This window comes from Veillonella sp. 3627, assembly GCF_003992195.1.
Classification (GTDB): domain Bacteria; phylum Bacillota; class Negativicutes; order Veillonellales; family Veillonellaceae; genus F0422.
In genome coordinates this window covers 17,414-35,128 of sequence record NZ_RQVG01000010.1, presented here as the reverse complement: position 1 = coordinate 35,128, position 17,715 = coordinate 17,414, and the positions used below count along the sequence as shown (strand labels likewise).

At 40.0% G+C, this 17,715-nt stretch carries 13 protein-coding genes and 1 other RNA gene; all 14 read left to right on the top strand.

Features of this window, described 5'->3' with window-relative positions; genetic code table 11:
- The first annotated feature begins 10 nt into the window (after window positions 1-10).
- Window positions 11-634, top strand: a complete 624-nt coding sequence (locus EO114_RS06145; RefSeq protein WP_009353002.1) for an MBL fold metallo-hydrolase — start codon at window positions 11-13, stop codon at window positions 632-634.
- Window positions 635-642: 8 nt separating this feature from the next.
- A complete protein-coding gene (locus EO114_RS06140) occupies window positions 643-1,713 on the top strand; it encodes an AI-2E family transporter (RefSeq protein WP_126940559.1) in 1,071 nt (356 codons plus the stop codon).
- Window positions 1,706-2,197 carry a Fur family transcriptional regulator gene (locus EO114_RS06135; protein ID WP_009352981.1) on the top strand — a complete coding sequence of 164 codons (492 nt, stop codon included), beginning with the start codon at window positions 1,706-1,708 and terminating at the stop codon, window positions 2,195-2,197. The genes EO114_RS06140 and EO114_RS06135 overlap by 8 nt, the downstream gene beginning before the upstream one ends.
- 22 nt (window positions 2,198-2,219) lie before the next feature.
- Window positions 2,220-3,812 (top strand): coproporphyrinogen dehydrogenase HemZ, encoded by a 1,593-nt coding sequence (gene hemZ, locus EO114_RS06130; protein WP_127062184.1) that lies wholly within the window; start codon window positions 2,220-2,222, stop codon window positions 3,810-3,812.
- Window positions 3,812-5,086 (top strand): histidine--tRNA ligase, encoded by a 1,275-nt coding sequence (gene hisS, locus EO114_RS06125; RefSeq protein ID WP_127062109.1) that lies wholly within the window; start codon window positions 3,812-3,814, stop codon window positions 5,084-5,086. Before hemZ ends, hisS begins: the two co-directional genes overlap by 1 nt.
- A gap of 1 nt (window position 5,087) precedes the next feature.
- Window positions 5,088-6,884, top strand: a complete 1,797-nt coding sequence (aspS, locus tag EO114_RS06120; protein ID WP_127062107.1) for an aspartate--tRNA ligase — start codon at window positions 5,088-5,090, stop codon at window positions 6,882-6,884.
- Window positions 6,885-6,982: 98 nt separating this feature from the next.
- A non-coding RNA gene (gene ssrS / locus EO114_RS06115) (6S RNA) lies at window positions 6,983-7,155 on the top strand.
- A gap of 279 nt (window positions 7,156-7,434) precedes the next feature.
- Window positions 7,435-8,733 carry a replication-associated recombination protein A gene (locus tag EO114_RS06110; RefSeq protein ID WP_127062105.1) on the top strand — a complete coding sequence of 433 codons (1,299 nt, stop codon included), beginning with the start codon at window positions 7,435-7,437 and terminating at the stop codon, window positions 8,731-8,733.
- 115 nt (window positions 8,734-8,848) lie between these two features.
- Complete coding sequence (locus EO114_RS06105) at window positions 8,849-11,575, top strand: DNA translocase FtsK (RefSeq protein WP_127062103.1); 2,727 nt, start codon at window positions 8,849-8,851, stop codon at window positions 11,573-11,575.
- Between the two features lie 53 nt (window positions 11,576-11,628).
- On the top strand, window positions 11,629-12,075 hold the full coding sequence (locus EO114_RS06100) for a helix-turn-helix transcriptional regulator (RefSeq protein WP_062400958.1): 447 nt from the start codon (window positions 11,629-11,631) through the stop codon (window positions 12,073-12,075).
- Window positions 12,076-12,093: 18 nt separating this feature from the next.
- Window positions 12,094-14,055: a YgiQ family radical SAM protein gene (locus EO114_RS06095; protein WP_127062101.1), complete on the top strand. Its 1,962-nt coding sequence runs from the start codon at window positions 12,094-12,096 to the stop codon at window positions 14,053-14,055.
- Window positions 14,056-14,085: 30 nt separating this feature from the next.
- Window positions 14,086-15,129 (top strand): ABC transporter substrate-binding protein, encoded by a 1,044-nt coding sequence (locus EO114_RS06090; RefSeq protein ID WP_127062098.1) that lies wholly within the window; start codon window positions 14,086-14,088, stop codon window positions 15,127-15,129.
- Entirely contained in the window at window positions 15,126-16,466 is a 1,341-nt protein-coding gene (gene rimO / locus EO114_RS06085) for a 30S ribosomal protein S12 methylthiotransferase RimO (RefSeq protein WP_009352872.1), read from the top strand. The genes EO114_RS06090 and rimO overlap by 4 nt, the downstream gene beginning before the upstream one ends.
- A gap of 12 nt (window positions 16,467-16,478) precedes the next feature.
- The gene (locus tag EO114_RS06080) at window positions 16,479-17,714 is read left to right on the top strand and encodes a competence/damage-inducible protein A (RefSeq protein ID WP_127062096.1); all 1,236 of its coding nucleotides are present in this window, start codon (window positions 16,479-16,481) and stop codon (window positions 17,712-17,714) included.
- Window position 17,715 lies beyond the last annotated feature (1 nt).

The following is a 17,715-nucleotide window of genomic DNA, read 5'->3' as shown; positions in this document are numbered from 1 at the left end:
GAGTTAAGAAATGAAGTTATATTATATGCCCTTAGGGGCGTATGGAACGAATTGTTACATTGCGCATAATGAAGCAGATAATACGTGCCTTGTAACTGATCCAGGCGACGAAGGAGAAAAGTTAAAAGAAATTCTAGATAGTCACGAATTTAAGGTGCAAGGTATTTTATTAACTCATGGGCACAGTGATCATATTGGAGCTGTAAAAACGTTGGTGGATGCGTACCATGTGCCAGTATATATTCACGAAGGCGATGCGGAATGTTTGACGAATCCAACGGTGAATTTGAGTGCTCATTCTGGTCGCTATATTACAGCAGAAGTAGATGATGTACGCTATGTAAAAGAGGGCGATACGATTTCCTTAGGTGACACTACCTTTACTGTGATTGAAACACCAGGTCATACACCAGGTGGAGTATGTTATTACACAGAGGGAACTTTACTGGCAGGGGATACCTTGTTCCAAGGGTCAATAGGCAGGACGGATTTTCCTAATGGAGATTTTGACGTATTAAGTAAGGGGATTAAAGAAAAGCTATATACATTGCCAGAAGATACAAAGGTCTATCCTGGACATGGACCAGAAACAACAATTGGCGATGAAAAGCAATTTAATCCATTTGTACGGTAGGTGATAGGATGGGAGATAAATCTATACAATATTGGCTACGCTGTATTTTACTGATTTTAGCGAGTATAGGTCTAACGATTGCATTACCGGTAGTGATTCCCTTAGTGATTGCTATTATTTTAACCTTGCTCTTATGGCCTTGGGTAAATATGACGCAACAATATATTCGAAAGTATTGGAAACAATGCCCACGATGGTTAGCTATTATTCCATCTTTCGTGGTAGTGGCACTCGTATCTACCGTGTTGGTTCGATATGTGATGGTACCAGTAATTAGTGAATTAACAAAATTATTAATTAACTTACCATATGTATTAGACCAATTTGTAGAAGTGGTAAAAGGATTACAAGGTATCGATGGTGAAAGTATCATACCACATCAATTTGAAGGTGTGATTAATTCAACTCTAGTTACGATTGGTAATTATGGAGTGGATTTAGCACAACGTGGTGTGCTTGCTATTGTTTCCTTTGCTAGTACCTTATTACAATTGTTATTAGTACCGATTTTAACATTTTATTTACTGAAAGATGGACGTAGTATTAAACGGGCTATATTAAATATTTTTTCCAGCCCTACTTCAGCTCATTTGGAAGACGTAGTGAATGATATTATTCGTACTTTAGGAGGATATTTACGGGGACAATTGCTATTAGCAAGTAATATGTTTTGCCTTACATTTATCGTATGCTATTGCTACGATTTGCCGTATCCTCTTGTATTAGCAGTATTAGCGGGTATCGCGGAGTGGATTCCTATCATTGGACCATTTATTAGTGCGGCGCCAGCCATTATTTTAGCCGCTGTTATTAGTGGTCCTCTAGCCGTAAAAGTTGCCATTACATATGGGATCTTGCAAGTGCTAGATGGACAAATTATTATGCCTAAGATTATGGGGCATGTTATTAATCTTCCCCCATTAGTTATTATTACAGCCATTTTTGTGGGAGGCTATTTCTTTGGGATGATCGGTATGATGACTGCCGTACCATTGACAGCTGTAGCACAAATTATAGCAAAACGGTTGTGGTATTTTAATAAATATTATAGTTTACAGAAAGAGGAACATCATGGATAAAGCAATGGAAGTACAAGCAACAATGGAAAAATTAAAAGAGCGTATTAAAGATAAAAAATATAAATTAACAACACAACGTCAAATTATCTTACAAACGTTTATTGAAGCAGAAGAGAAGCACTTAAGTGCAGAAGATGTGTATATTTTAGTGAAAAAGAACAATCCAGATATTGGTTTAGCTACGATTTACCGTACATTGGACTTATTCACTGAGTTAGACTTAGTGAAACGTTTGGATTTTGGTGATGGTCGTAATCGCTATGAATTAAATAGCGATGAATTATCTCATTTCCATCATCATTTGATTTGTGTTAAGTGTGGCTGTGTGAAAGAATTTGAAGATGATATGTTGGAAACATTAGAATCCATTATCGCTAAAAAATTGAACTTCCATACCACAGACCATCAATTAAAAGTATACGGTTTCTGTGGCGAGTGTCATGAAAAGGCAAAACAAGCAGAATCTGAAAAAGAACATGCATAATACATATAGCTATGAAGGACCTATGGAGTTAGGTTCTGTCATAGCTCATCAATGTGGTGCAGTGGGATTGTTTTCATCGAAAGACAACCCTGACTTTATTATATATGTATCGGATATTAGGGAATCTGGCTCTAGTCCTTATGTACAAGGTCTATTTCCCATAGAGTATAGGCAAAATGAGTCTACTCCGAGTGTGTTAGTACAATTTGGGGATATTATCAGTGAACTAGAGGCAGATACTGATGGTACACGGTTGGTAGTACAGTTGTTCTGCCATACTAGAGTACAAGAAGAGCTATTGGAGACTGGTATACAGAGACCATCAGAGTTATACGCAGACTATCTTCATATATGGTCTATTTCTGGAAAAGACACTGTGGAAGGTCGGAAACTGATAGGCAGAGAAGTCTTATCAGAGCTTAGACGTATATTGGGTGTGAAGACTAGTTTATGGGGCACTTTAGTAGGCGTACGGCCTACAAAGTTGACCCATAAACTATGGGACTCCTTAGGTGATTTAGAGAAGGTTCGGCAAGAACTGGAAAGTACCCATAGTATTAGCCATGTGAAGTGGAAATTATTAGAGCAAGTGGCAGTACTGGAACGCCCGTATGTAGCACATGTACAACAATCTCCTAAGGAGATTAGTTTGTATAGTGGTATTCCTTTCTGTGAAACTCATTGTACCTATTGTTCCTTTCCCTATGGGCTCATTCAGAACTATGGAAAGGTACAGGACTTTGTGGATGTCTATCATCGTGATATAGAACACTTGAAAAGACTTGTTAAAACATATGGTTTAGAGGTACAATCGTTATACATGGGTGGAGGAACTCCTACTAGTTTAGGAGATGGAGACTTTCACCATATTGTGCATGCATTGGGAGATGTGATTTCAAAGGGCCGTGAGTTTACTGTAGAAGCCGGGCGTCCTGACTCATTGAATGCTAACAAGGTTCAATCTATTGTAGATGCGGGTGTTACTAGGATTAGCTTGAATCCCCAAACGATGCAGGATGATTTGTTGCGTATCATTGGCCGTGGTCATAGCGTTGCAGAATTTTTGTCTGTCTATGAGTATGTGGAGAGCCACACAAATTGTTCTATCAATATGGATTTTATTGCAGGATTACCACGTCAAACAGTAAAAAATATGGAAGAGAATGTGCAATACATTGAGCAGTTACGTCCTCACAATGTAACTGTCCATACCTTAGCGTTGAAAAAAGGTAGTCCTTTATATGGGAGTAGCTTTGCCAAAGAGATTCCTTCTGAGGATATGGTCCAAACTATGTTAGATGAAACCCATGAAGCATTATTGCAATTAGGATATATACCATACTATATGTATCGTCAACAATACATGGTGGGGCAAATGGAGAACATTGGCTACACCTTGCCAAACTATGAAAGCATTTATAATATACAAATGATAGAAGAACGTCAGTCCATACTTTCCATAGGACCAGGTAGTGTCTCTAAATGGATAGATGGTGCTGATTTTAGGCAACAAAAACAATACATGCCGAAAGATGTAGATACGTATATTCAAGATATACAACGACTATTAGAGAAACGCGATTTACTAAGTAATGAACATTGGAGGGACAGCTAGTGGCTATTCAAAAACCAAGAGGGACACAAGATTTATTGCCGAGTGTTCTTGGAAATTGGTACTATATTGAAAATACCATTCGTCGATTATGTAAGACCTATGGATTTGAAGAAGTTCGTACGCCTATGTTTGAAGAAACAGGCTTATTTTTACGCGGTATTGGGGAAACTACAGATATCGTACAAAAAGAAATGTATTCCTTTCCTACAGGAGATAAAAAAGATCAATCCTATACATTGCGTCCAGAAGGAACGGCATCTGCAGTACGGGCTTATTTAGAAAATAAAATTTATGGACAAGAATCGATTACAAAGTGGTTCTATATTGGTCCTATGTTCCGTCACGATAAGCCGCAAGCTGGTCGCTATCGTCAATTCCATCAATTTGGGGTAGAATTATTGGGTACACAAGCTCCAAGTGCTGATGCGGAGTGTATTTCTTTGGTGTTGCAATTATTGCGTGACCTAGGTTTAAAAGATTTGAATGTAGAAGTAAACTCTGTAGGTTGTCCAACGTGTCGCCCTGCGTATAGAGAAAAATTAATTGCTTTCTTTGAACCAAAAAAAGATGAACTATGTGAACTGTGTCAAAGCCGCTTATACAAGAATCCATTGCGTATCCTTGATTGTAAAGAAGAAAAGTGCCAACAATTGGCAGTAGGTGTTCCGGAGTTAAGTGATAATTTATGTGAAGAGTGTCAAGATCATTTCCATCATGTGAAAGAATACTTAACAGCAGCTGGCGAGAAATTCAGTTTAAATCCACGCTTGGTTCGTGGCTTAGACTATTACACGAAAACTGCTTTTGAAGTACAGTATACTCCATTGGGGTCTCAAAGTGCTGTTGCTGGTGGTGGTCGTTATGATGGTCTAGTAGAAGAACTAGATGGACCACATACACCTGCGGTAGGCTTTGCGATGGGTATGGAACGGTTATTGTTGGCTCTAGAAAAACAAGGTTTGTTGCCAGAACGAGAACAAGAAGACTCTGTCTTCGTAGTGGCATTAGGAGAAATGGCACAAAAAGAGGCTTTCAGAATTACAAATACCTTGCGTAATGCCTATGTAAAAGCAGAAATGGAAGGTTCTGGTAAATCTATGAAGAGCCAAATGAAGTATGCTAACAAAATTAACGCAAAATATGTTATTATAATTGGTGATAATGAATTAGCTGAAGGTAAGGTCATCTTAAAATATATGGATACATCTGAACAAGAAACAGTATCCTTAGCTGAGATTACAAACCGTATAACTGAGTTAGTGAAAGGAAATTAGAATGGAAACTATGAAAGGTTTACACCGTACACATCATTGTGGAACTATCGGTGCAGAACAAGTAGGAACAGAAGTGGTTCTTTGCGGCTGGGTAGAGCGCCGTCGTGATCATGGTGGATTGATTTTTATTGATTTACGTGACCGCTCTGGGGTTGTGCAAATCGTGGCATCTCCTGATCATAATATGGAGTCCTTCCATAAAGCAGAAGATGTACGTAATGAATATGTATTGTGCGTACGCGGTACAATTACAGAACGTGATACAGCGGCTGTGAATCCTAATTTACCAACTGGTAAATATGAAATGTACTGTGAAGAGCTACGTGTATTGAATGCAGCGAAAACACCTCCATTCTATATTCAAGACAATATCGATGTAGATGAAAATATTCGTTTAAAATATCGCTATTTAGATCTTCGTCGTCCAGAAATGCAAGCAAACTTGATCTTACGTCATAAAGTGACAAAAGCGATGCGCGATTTCTTTGACAACAATGGTTTCTTGGAAATTGAAACACCAATGTTAACAAAAAGTACACCAGAAGGAGCTCGTGACTACTTAGTTCCATCTCGTGTAAATCCTGGTACATTCTATGCATTGCCACAATCTCCACAAATTTTCAAACAAATTTTGATGGTTGCTGGCTATGAAAGATATTTCCAAATTGCTCGTTGTTTCCGTGATGAAGATTTACGTGCAGACCGTCAACCTGAATTTACACAATTGGATATCGAAATGAGCTTCATGAACCAAGAGCAAATCTTGAACATGCAAGAGCAAATGATTGCCCATGTATTTAAAGCGGCACAAGATGTGGAAATTCCATTACCAATGCCTCGCATGACTTGGGATGATGCGATGAATCAATATGGTTCTGATAAACCGGATATCCGTTTTGATATGAAGTTTACAGATGTAACTGACTGTGTGCAAGATACAGAGTTCAAAGTATTCCGCTCCGTTATCGACAATGGCGGTCAAGTAAAAGGTATCGTTGTAAAAGGTTATGCAGGTATTCCACGTCGTGAATTAGATGATTTGACAAACTTCGTAGGCATCTATGGTGCCAAAGGTTTGGCTTGGGCTTGTTTCAATGAAGATGGCACGATCAAATCTCAAATCATGAAATTCTTAGGTGAAGATACTGTTCGTAATATTGGTGCAAAAATGAACGCAGAGCCAGGTGACTTGGTATTGATGATTGCGGATAAACCAGCTGTAGTTGCGAAAGCTCTTGGCGAATTACGTCTTGAAATGGGTAAACGCCGTGGCTTAATTGATGAAAACAAATTAGCCTTCTTGTGGGTAACTGATTTCCCTATGTTTGAATACGACGAAGAAGATAAACGCTTTGTGGCAATGCATCATCCGTTCACATCTCCACGTGAAGAGGATATGGACTTGTTAGCCACAGATCCAGGTGCTGTAAAAGCCATCGCTTACGACATGGTATTGAATGGTGTGGAAATCGGTGGTGGTTCCATCCGTATTTATCAATCTGATGTACAAGAAAAAGTATTCAATGCGATCGGCTTAAGCACAGAAGAAAGTCGTTCTAAATTTGGCTTTATGTTAGATGCCTTTGAATACGGTGCTCCTCCACATGGTGGTTGTGCTTTCGGTTTAGACCGGTTGGTAATGTTGATGGCGAAACGTCAATCCATCCGTGACGTGATTGCATTCCCTAAAACACAAAGTGCATCCGACTTGATGAGCCAAGCTCCATCTGAGGTAGCGCCAAAACAATTGCGTGAATTACATATCAAAACAGATGTGGCAAAAGAAAAATTAGTATAATCGAATTTGTCCAATAGAAAATTGATATACTTTTAAGGAAAGGGACGGTGTATTTCTTCTTGAAATGACCGTTCCTTTCTGCTATACTATGAGTAAAGAAATTCCTGCTATGTGCGTGTTATATCGCAGTTTTGAGCCAACATTTTAACTTAGGGATTCTCACTCTTGTAAGGGCGCTCTGCCTCTACGAGGACTGTAATCTTACAAGGAGGAAACCCACCTGCCCTTGCAGGATCAAAACACGGTATGGATACGGCATAGTGGGGCCTTTATAACCGCCTTATGGTGGTTTATTTTTTTTGCATTAATGAGAACATATAGACTATATAACTGGATGCATGTATAATAATGTACAGATAATATTTGTTGTAACATCAGGTTTCTACAAGTTTGTTGCTCAACGTGATTTTGTAAACTATACAGGAATTGTTCTATACGGCTACTAAGAAGGAAGCTCGGGCATCAACTATGTATAAGTATATATGTATGTACTACTGCATGCACGGTAGTAGTTATCAATATATGATGGTAAATATAGGGAGGTGTAAGGATGAATTTGTTTGAGAATATGGAACCAGTAGATCCATTTGAACCCTTGGCGGTCCGCATGCGACCACGTTCATTGGACCATTTCTTTGGACAAGAACAAGTAGTAGGGCCTGGAACATTTCTTCGCTCTATGATTGAAGAAGATAAGGTACCCTCTTTATTGCTATATGGGCCATCTGGAACAGGTAAGACTACGTTAGCCAAAATCATTTCGGAGCTAACTAGTAGTCGTTTTGTTATGCTTAATGCGACCAATGTGGGGATTGGTGAACTTCGAAGCACTATTGAAGAAGCGATGCGTATTCGTACATCTTTACACCAGAGGACAATTTTATTCTTAGATGAAATTCATCGCTTCAATAAAAGTCAGCAAGATGTATTGTTGCCTTCAGTGGAAAGTGGTCAAATCATTTTAATTGGTGCCACCACAGAGAATCCTTTCTTTGAAGTGAATCGACCTCTTTTATCTCGATTGCGCTTGCTTACTCTAGAGCGATTAGATGCTACGGCATTAGTGGCAATCTTACGTCGTGCTTTAACAGATGAAGAGTATGGTCTAGGTAAGAAAGCGCTGATTGTGACAGATGATCTATTAGAGGATATAGGCCGCTTTGTAGATGGAGATGCCCGTATGGCTTTAAATATTCTGGAGCAAGTGGGGGCTATGGTTCGATCTGGTGGAGAAATTACCATAGAAATTATAGAAAAAGTACTAGGTCGACGAGTGTATCGGTATGATAAGAAGGGGAATAATCACTATGATGTAATTTCTGCTTTCATTAAAAGTATGCGTGGCTCTGATCCAGATGCGGTGCTATATTATTTAGCTCGTATGATTGAGGCAGGAGAGGATCCTGTATTTATTGCTAGACGCATCGTTATTTGTGCGGCAGAAGATGTAGGACTAGCAGATCCACAAGCCTTGGTGGTGGCAAATGCAGCGGCCCAAGCATCCCATATGGTGGGCCTACCAGAGGCGCGCATTATATTGTCAGAGGCTGCTGTATATGTAGCTTTAGCACCTAAGAGCAATAGTACCTACCTAGGAATTGATGCAGCTATCCATGTGGTGCGGCATAAGGAGCAAGGTGAGGTGCCGAAACATTTACGAGATGCTCACTATGGAGGTGCTAAACAATTAGGACATGGAGTTGGCTATCGCTATGCACAGGATTATCCTAATGGTTATGTGGAGCAACAGTATTTACCAGATACCTTAGTAGGTGAGACATTCTATACCCCTTTAGAACGGGGTTGTGAAGGGGAAATTGTGAAAGCTTGGAAAACACGTAAAGGATAAGGTTATTTTCTTGTGAGAAGGCTCAGCTTTGAGAATATTCGATATACTTTCATAGGTGAAAATGGTATAATAAAGTGCTAAGGTATATGATAGAAACAGAGTTTTGGAGTGGAAGATGGCAGAGGAAAAGAAAGGTAAGGCCCCAAGAAGGGGACAAAAGATACAATCGAAACGTTCTACGCCTCTTAAAGAAGATAAACGAGGTAGCACTAGGGGAACTAAAGCAGAGCCTAAGGGAATTCGCACTGAGGTGAAAGGCTTACTTCTCATGTGTTTTGCTATATTAGCACTTGTAGGTATGGCCGGCATTGAACTGGGAGCCTTAGGAAGTATTATCAGTGGTATTTTCTCTTATGGTTTTGGCCTAGGTGGTTGGGTTGTAGCTATATGGGTTCTATACAATGGCTGGTGCTGGCTTTATAAAGGGGCATTGGCATCAATTACAAGAAAAGGATTGCTATATACAGCGTTATTGCTAGTTGTATTAGTGCAACTGGTACTGTGGAATGTCGATAATGGAGATGAATTAGGAACTACAACATTAGCAAATAATGGCGGTGTACTAGGTGGTTTATTAGGAGTTTTTTTAAGAAACTTATTAGGGAATATTGGCGGCATTTTAGTGACATCTATTTTGGGCCTTGCTTGTGTATTGGGGATTACAAAATTATCTCTTCGTGAAGGCTTGCATAAAGCGAAGGATAAGGCTAGTGTGGGTCTCGAAATAGCGCAAGAAAAAGCAACAGAAACAGCTAGTGCCATTCGTGAACAAGTATATGAATGGCGTGAAGAACGTCGTAAGGCCTATGATCGTGAAAAAGATACGAGGTATCCTAAAATAGAAGAGGATATGTTTGATACAGAATTGGAATCTGATGTTGATGTAATTACTGAAAAAACTGGTGCTGAATCTGCTGAAAAAGCGATTGAAGAAGTTCAGAGAACACAGGTATCAAACCTAGAAGAAACGGTACACTCCACACCAGTGGAAGAAGTAATCGCTTCTAATGCACAGAAGGAAGCAGATGTTACTGAAATGGAAGAATATGATACTACACATAACCATATTCCAGAGCCAGAACTACTTGAAGATGAGATAGTGACTAGTACTTCTATGGTGGAGACACTAGAGGATTCTCTAGTGGTAGATCGAGCAGAGGAACCTATCACAGACGATGCTTCTTTACAGGATATATGGGAAGATAGGGAGACCACAGATGTGGACGAAGACTCTTATGTACCAGAAGAGTCTATAAATTTAGAACCTATAAAACCTCCATCATTTTTGCAAACTACTAATTATGTAGGATCCTTGGTAGAAGTACCAACCATTGAAACTACGAAAGAAGATACTGCAGCAGTAGCTGTGAACACGGATGGTGTGGCGCGTCCTAGGACGATAGAAAAGCCTTATCAATATCCTCCGTTGACGATGCTTTCACAGGGAAAGTCCAATCCTGTGACCAGTGAAGAAGTGGCTCATAATGCAGTCTTGCTAGAAGAAACATTAGATAATTTTGGTATTACAGCAAAAGTGGTGAATGCCACCCAAGGTCCAACGGTAACACGTTATGAATTAGAACCTGCGAAAGGGACAAAAGTAAGCCGAATTATGGGTTTACAAGATGATTTAAAAATGAGCTTGGCAGCCGTTGATATTCGTATGGAAGCACCTATACCAGGAAAGTCTGCAGTAGGCATTGAAATTCCTAATAAAAATGTGTCTGCTGTTCATTTACGAGATGTATTGGACTGTGAAGAGTTCCAACAAGCGAGTGGTGGTATTCCGGTAGGACTTGGTAAAGATATTGCAGACATGCCGGTTATTACGGACTTGGCTAAAATGCCACATCTATTGGTGGCTGGATCCACGGGGTCTGGTAAATCTGTTTGTGTCAATACATTGATTTCTAGCATATTGTTTAGTCGTAAGCCAGATGAAGTGAAATTGATTTTGGTAGACCCTAAAATGGTAGAGTTATCCGTGTATAACGGTATTCCACATTTGATGTTGCCAGTAGTAACAGATATGAATAAGGCGGCTGCTGTATTACGGTGGGCAGTTCGTGAAATGGATGCTCGCTATATGACATTAGCTACAGCGGGTGTGCGTAATGTGGCTAGCTATAATAAGCAAAATCCAACCAAATCTATGCCTCTCATTTTGATTATTATCGATGAGTTAGCTGATTTGATGATGACCAATCCAGATGTGGAAGAATCCATTGACCGATTAGCAGCGAAAGCGCGTGCTGCAGGGATTCATATGGTATTGGCAACACAACGACCATCAGTGGATGTGATTACAGGCAAAATTAAAGCCAATGTACCGAGTCGTATTGCTTTCACAGTGGCTACTCAAATTGATTCTCGCACCATTTTGGACCAAGCAGGAGCAGAACGCTTATTAGGTCGTGGCGATATGTTATTTAATCCTATAGGAGCGAATAAACCAATTCGTATTCAAGGGGCCTTCATTTCTGATGAAGAAGTGGAAGAATTGATTGCTTTTGTTAAAGGGCAAGGGCAGCCAGAATATGATGAAGTGATGATGGCAGAAACAGATAAAGGTGTTGAAAGTTCCGATGCTGTTGGCAGTGATGAGGAACAAGATGAGCTGTTGGAACGAGCCGTACAAATTGTACTAGAACAACGTAGTGCATCAGCCTCTATTTTGCAACGTAGATTGCGAGTTGGTTTTTCTAGAGCCGGTCGTTTAATTGATACCATGCAAGATATGAAAATTATTGGACCTCCTACGAATAGTAGTAAAGGTCGCGATATTTTAATGGGAGAAGATCAAATTAGAGAACTATATTTCCCAAATTTTACAGTAGATTAGAGTAGTGTGCCATTTGCGTTATGTAGATGGCACCTATATGTATAGGAGGTTCTATGGCATCGATTGGCGAGGAACTTAGACGTGAGCGTCAACGACGCGGTTTAACATTAGAACAAATTGAAGATGTATTACATATAAAAGTAGCTTACCTACACGCCTTGGAGCATGATGAGTTTAGTCGTATTCCAGGTAGTGTGTACACCAAAGGGTTCATCAAAAACTATAGTGAACTACTAGGCTTAGATAGTCGTCGATTGGTGGATACTTTTAAAAATAGAATGGGTGAATCCTTGACGATTCCCAAACGCAGAATGGTATCAAAAGAACAAGAGAAGGCTGATGCCTTTCGAGAACAGGAATTGATTGAGGCGCCGAAACAACGGTTAACCTATGAAAGTCGCAAGGCAAAGCGACAAAAAACGATGATGATAGAACGATTTGTAGTAGGTGGTATTTTGCTGCTGATTATTCTATTTTTAGGTTGGCTATTTTTCGTGTAATACAGTATAAGGAATACAATGAAAGAACAATATTTAATTACTACAAAAGCAGAAATGGACGAACGAGGGTGGGCTGAACTTGATTTTGTCATTATCAGCGGAGATGCCTATGTGGATCATCCTTCCTTCGCGCCTACTGTAATTGGTAGATTATTAGAGTCCTATGGATATCGAGTCGGTATCATAGCTCAGCCAGACTGGAACGATGTGAATGCCTTTAAGGTTTTGGGAAAGCCTCGATTGGCATCCTTAGTGACAGCAGGTAATTTAGACAGTATGCTCAATAAATTTACAGCAGCCAAGAAACATCGCCGTGATGATGGGTATTCTCCAGGTGGTGAATCTGGGCGACGCCCAGACCGAGCTACGGTGGTGTATGCGAATCGTATGCGAGAGGCTTTTAAAGGGGTTCCTGTTGTTATTGGCGGCATTGAAGCTAGTTTGCGACGATTTGCCCATTATGATTATTGGTCCGATACGGTGCGCCGCTCTATTTTGATGGATAGTAAAGCAGATGTCCTTATCTATGGTATGGGAGAAAAGCAAATCCGTGAAATCGCCGAAGCCTTAGATAAAGACCAATTACAAAAACGATTACCTGCTATCAAAGGAATTTGTTATGTTGCCAACACCGTGCCAGAGAATGCTATTGAATGCCCATCTTACGAAGCTATATCAGCAGATAAAGAAATCTTTGCTAAAGCCTTTAAAATGCAATTTGATGAGCAAGATCCATACTATGGAAAAACAGTGGCGCAAGGGCATGGTAATCGGTATATAGTACAGAATAGTCCAGCCTTACCATTAACACAGGAAGAAATGGATCATGTCTATAGTTTACCCTATATGAGAAAATGGCATCCTATGTATGATGCGGCTGGTGGAGTACCTGCCTTAGCAGAAGTACAGTTCAGTATTACTAGCCATCGTGGTTGTTTTGGTAGTTGTTCTTTCTGTGCTATTACAAGCCATCAAGGGCGAATTATTCAAAATCGTAGTCATCAGTCGATTTTAGATGAGGCTCACCGCATGACAACTATGGATGGGTTTAAAGGGTATATTCACGATGTAGGAGGCCCTACGGCAAACTTCCGTCATGTTGCTTGCGATAAACAGTTAAAAGTAGGTGCCTGTAAGGGGAAAACATGTGCTGCGCCCAAAGCATGTCCTCAGTTAAATACGAATCATGATGACTATGTGAGCATTTTGCGAAAAGTACGTAATGTAAAAGGCGTAAAAAAAGTGTTTGTTCGATCGGGGCTCCGATATGACTATGTATTGGACGATAATAACAAAGACTTCGTTCGAGAATTGTGCGAACATCACGTGAGTGGTCAATTAAAAGTTGCCCCTGAACATGTATCCGAGCATGTAACGACCATCATGGGGAAAGCCAATAAAAGTTACTTCTTAAAATTTAAATCTTGGTTTGATGAGGCGAATCGTAAATTAGGTAAACAACAATTTTTGGTGCCTTATTTTATGAGTTCTCATCCAGGCTGTACATTAGAAGATGCTATTGAATTGGCAGAATTTTTGCGAGATCAAAATATGACTCCAGAACAGGTGCAAGATTTTATTCCTACTCCAGGTAGCTTATCGACCGCCATGTATTACACAGGAATCAATCCCCTTACAGGTGAGCCTGTATATGTGGCTAAAAAAGGCAGAGATAAAGCTATGCAACGAGCCTTGATGCAATATAAACGAGAAGATAATTATGAATTAGTAAAAGAAGCCTTAATCAAAGCAAATCGCAGAGATTTAATCGGTTTTGGACCATTATGCTTAATTCCTCCGCGATGTATAAAACGGAATGCACCAAAATCTGATAGGACTAGAATTTCAGTTAAGGGTGGAGTGAAAGCAACAGGTAGAGGAAAAGGGTCTATGCAAGGGGAAGGACGTACAAATAGTGGTTCTAAAACTGGTATAGGAAATCGAAAAAATAAAGGTATGAAAAAAAGGAATTTTGGTTAGGTATCTCTAATAGGTAAAGGAGGTGAATCTATGAAACGGTTACGATTGCTCATGGTGTATGTACTAGTAGTAGTAGGTATGTTTAGTGTAGGCTTGTGGCTTAATGATATGAAACAAGATCAAGTGGATCAACGTGTGATTTCTACAAGAGCAGAAATTACTATCTATACAGATGGGGACCCTGAAGTCATGGCGGCTATAGGACAGGCCTATGAAAGAGAGGCACAAGTAAGAGTACATGTTATTCCCATACCGCAGAATCAAATGGGTACACGGTTAGCTTTGCCAGAAGCAGAGCAACAAGGGGATCTTGTGATTTCTACAAAATCCAATCTCAGTGAAGGGGTTGAGCATGGAGCCTTTCGTAGATTGCCAATTACTTTAACGTATTCGGTAGATACAGTATTCCACGGTCCGGATGAGCAATGGGTAGGGATATGGTATGATCCTTATGTCTTAGCCTTACACGATACCTTCTATAGTAGTCAGGGAAAATATGTAAACACTTGGTTTTCCTTAGCTTATACGGGCCCATGGCGTATAGCGGTCACTGATTTTGTAGCCGATGCATCGGCCACTACTTTATTGAATAGTTTTGGTGCTATCTATGGACTAGATGGTGCCATCTCCTATTTTGATAGTTTGCGACCGCGTATTGTGCAGTATGCAAAAGCCTTGCCATCTTCAGTGCGCATGGCTGCTATTGGAGATGTACAGGTCAGCGTAGGACATTATTCGGATGCCAAATTATATGAGATTCATAAATATCCTTTGACGATTTTATATCCTAGGGAAGGTACTCCTTATGATTTGATGGGCGTAGGGATTCTAAAAGGATCCAGTAATGTTGGTGAAAGTGAAGCGTTTGTGAGTTGGTTACTTTCAGAACGGGTACAAGCTGTATTGAAAGAGGGGGATAGGTATTATTTGCCAACCAGAGAAACGGTGGAATCTCATAAAGACCGACAGGGCAATCATCTTGTGTTATGGAATGCAGGGATTGTGAAAGAAGAGCAAGATAAGATATTACAAGAATGGATACGACAAGTGCGTTTTAGAAAGGATACACCATGAGTAAGTTGTTAGGTTATATTAGTTTAGGTTGCGCCAAGAATTTGGTGGATACAGAGGTGATGCTAGGAGCTTTACAAGATAATGGCTATGAAATCACAGAAGAGTTAGAAAAAGCAGAAATTATTATTATTAACACATGCACATTTATCGAGAAAGCAAAAGAAGAATCTATCAATACTATATTAGAGGCTGGTCAATATAAACAATATGGAGACTGTAAAGGTCTTATCGTAGCGGGCTGTTTAAGTCAGCAATACCAAGAAGAATTGTTTACTGAAATTCCAGAAATTGATGCCCTCATTGGAACAGGATCTTGGAATCGTATCATGGAGGCTGTGGAGGCCATTCAACAAGGTCAACGTATTTGTATCATGGATAGTATGACAAATATGTATGATGAAGGCATGCCACGGATGATGACGACACCAGACTATAGTGCATATGTAAAAATTTCTGAAGGATGTAATAATGGATGTACATTCTGTATCATTCCAAAAGTACGTGGGGCCTATCGCAGTCGATCTATGGAGTCTATTGAACGAGAAGTACAACAGCTTGCAGAAGCAGGTGTGAAAGAAGTAGTATTAATTGCCCAAGATACTACCTACTATGGCGCAGATTTGAACAATGGTACACCGCTGCTTTCAGAGTTATTGAAACGATTGGCGAAGATTGAAGGTATCGAATGGATTCGCATGTTGTACTTGTATCCAAAACACTTCTCTGATGAATTGCTAGAAACAATCATGACAGAACCAAAGGTGTGCAAGTATATCGATATGCCGCTACAACATATTAATAATACTGTGTTACAACGTATGAACCGTAAGGATACGCGAGAAAATATTGTAGCCTTGTTGCATAAAATCCGCAATCGCAGCGAGCATATTACATTGCGCACATCCCTTATTGTAGGCTTCCCTGGAGAAACAGAAGAACAATTCCAAGAATTGGCAGATTTTGTCAAAGATATTCGATTTGATCACATGGGTGTATTTACGTACTCTCAAGAGGATGGCACACCAGCAGGTCTGATGGATGACCAAATTCCTGAAGAAGTGAAAGAAGAACGATACCATACATTAATGGCTATTCAAGCACAAGTTTCAGAGGAACATAATCGTGATCTAGAGGGAACGATTCATCAAGGCCTAATTGAAGCTATCGATGAAGTAGAGCCGGGAAAATTTTTGGCTCGTGGACGTTTGCAAATGCAGGCTCCAGATGTAGATGGTAACATGTATGTAGAAGATGTAACAGGACTTTCTGAAGGCGATATTGTGACTGTAAAAGTATCACAAGGTTTCGCTTATGACGTGGTAGTAGAAACTATATAGGATGGTGATAGCATGATCGTAGAATTAATCTCTACAGGATCAGAATTATTACTAGGACATATTGTCAATACAAATGTGAAATGGCTCAGCGAAGAACTGAACAATCGAGGCTATTCTGTGTCATATCAAACGACGGTGGGGGATAATCCTGAGCGTATGAAAGAGGTATTTCAACGAGCAGGGGAGCGAGCAGATATTGTGATCAGTTCTGGAGGCTTAGGTGCTACCCAAGGAGATATAACTCGAAAATCCTTGGCAGATGCGCTAGGATTACCTTTGGTATTTCACGAAGAAGCAGGTCGTGAGGTAGATTCTTTTTATGAGAAACAAGGACGGGTGAAACCTTACGAATCTGACCGAGATCGGTATTTGCCAGAAGGGGCAAAAGTACTACATAATCCAGTAGGGGTGGCACCAGCAGTAGTAGTGGAACAGGATGATACGGTATATGTATTGTTACCAGGTCCTCCATCAGAATTACAAGGAACTTTTATAGACAGTGTGAGCCCCTTTTTAGAGCAACGTTTTGGACAGCAAGGGATGATTTATTCTGAACGGTATGCTGTGTATGGATATCGTGAAATGCAACTAGAGACTCTATTGCAAGACTTGATTCAGAATCAGCAGAATCCAACTATAGCATTATTGATCAAACCAGGATACATTGAAATTCGCTTAACTGCAAAAGGCGAATCAAAAGTAGACTGTCAGGAGAAATTAGGCCCATGGAGGTCTATCCTATTAGAACGCTTGGAAGATATCCGTAGTTTAGATACATCGGTGTTGGAAGACTTTCTCAAGGTGGCTCTAACAACAGGCGTTACCATAGGAACTGCTGAATCTTGTACAGGCGGCCTAGTAGGAAAAATGTTGACTGACTTAGGTGGTAGCAGTGGATATTATCAGGGTGGTATTATTTCCTATGCAAATGCGGTGAAAGAACAAGTATTAGGTGTATCATCAGAGACATTGGCAACATATGGTGCTGTCAGTGAAGAAACGGCTAAGGAAATGGTTGAAGGTGTATTTCGTGTATTACGTACAGACTATGCCATTGCGACCACAGGGATAGCAGGTCCAGGTGGTGGCAGTCAAGAAAAACCAGTAGGTCTTGTATATATTGGTATAGGTACACCACGAGGAATAACTGTATATAAAGAGATATTTATAGGGGATCGTACTAGTATCCGTAAGAGTGTAGCGGAACGAGCGATTCAATATGTATATAAAGAATTAATAGAAAGGTAGA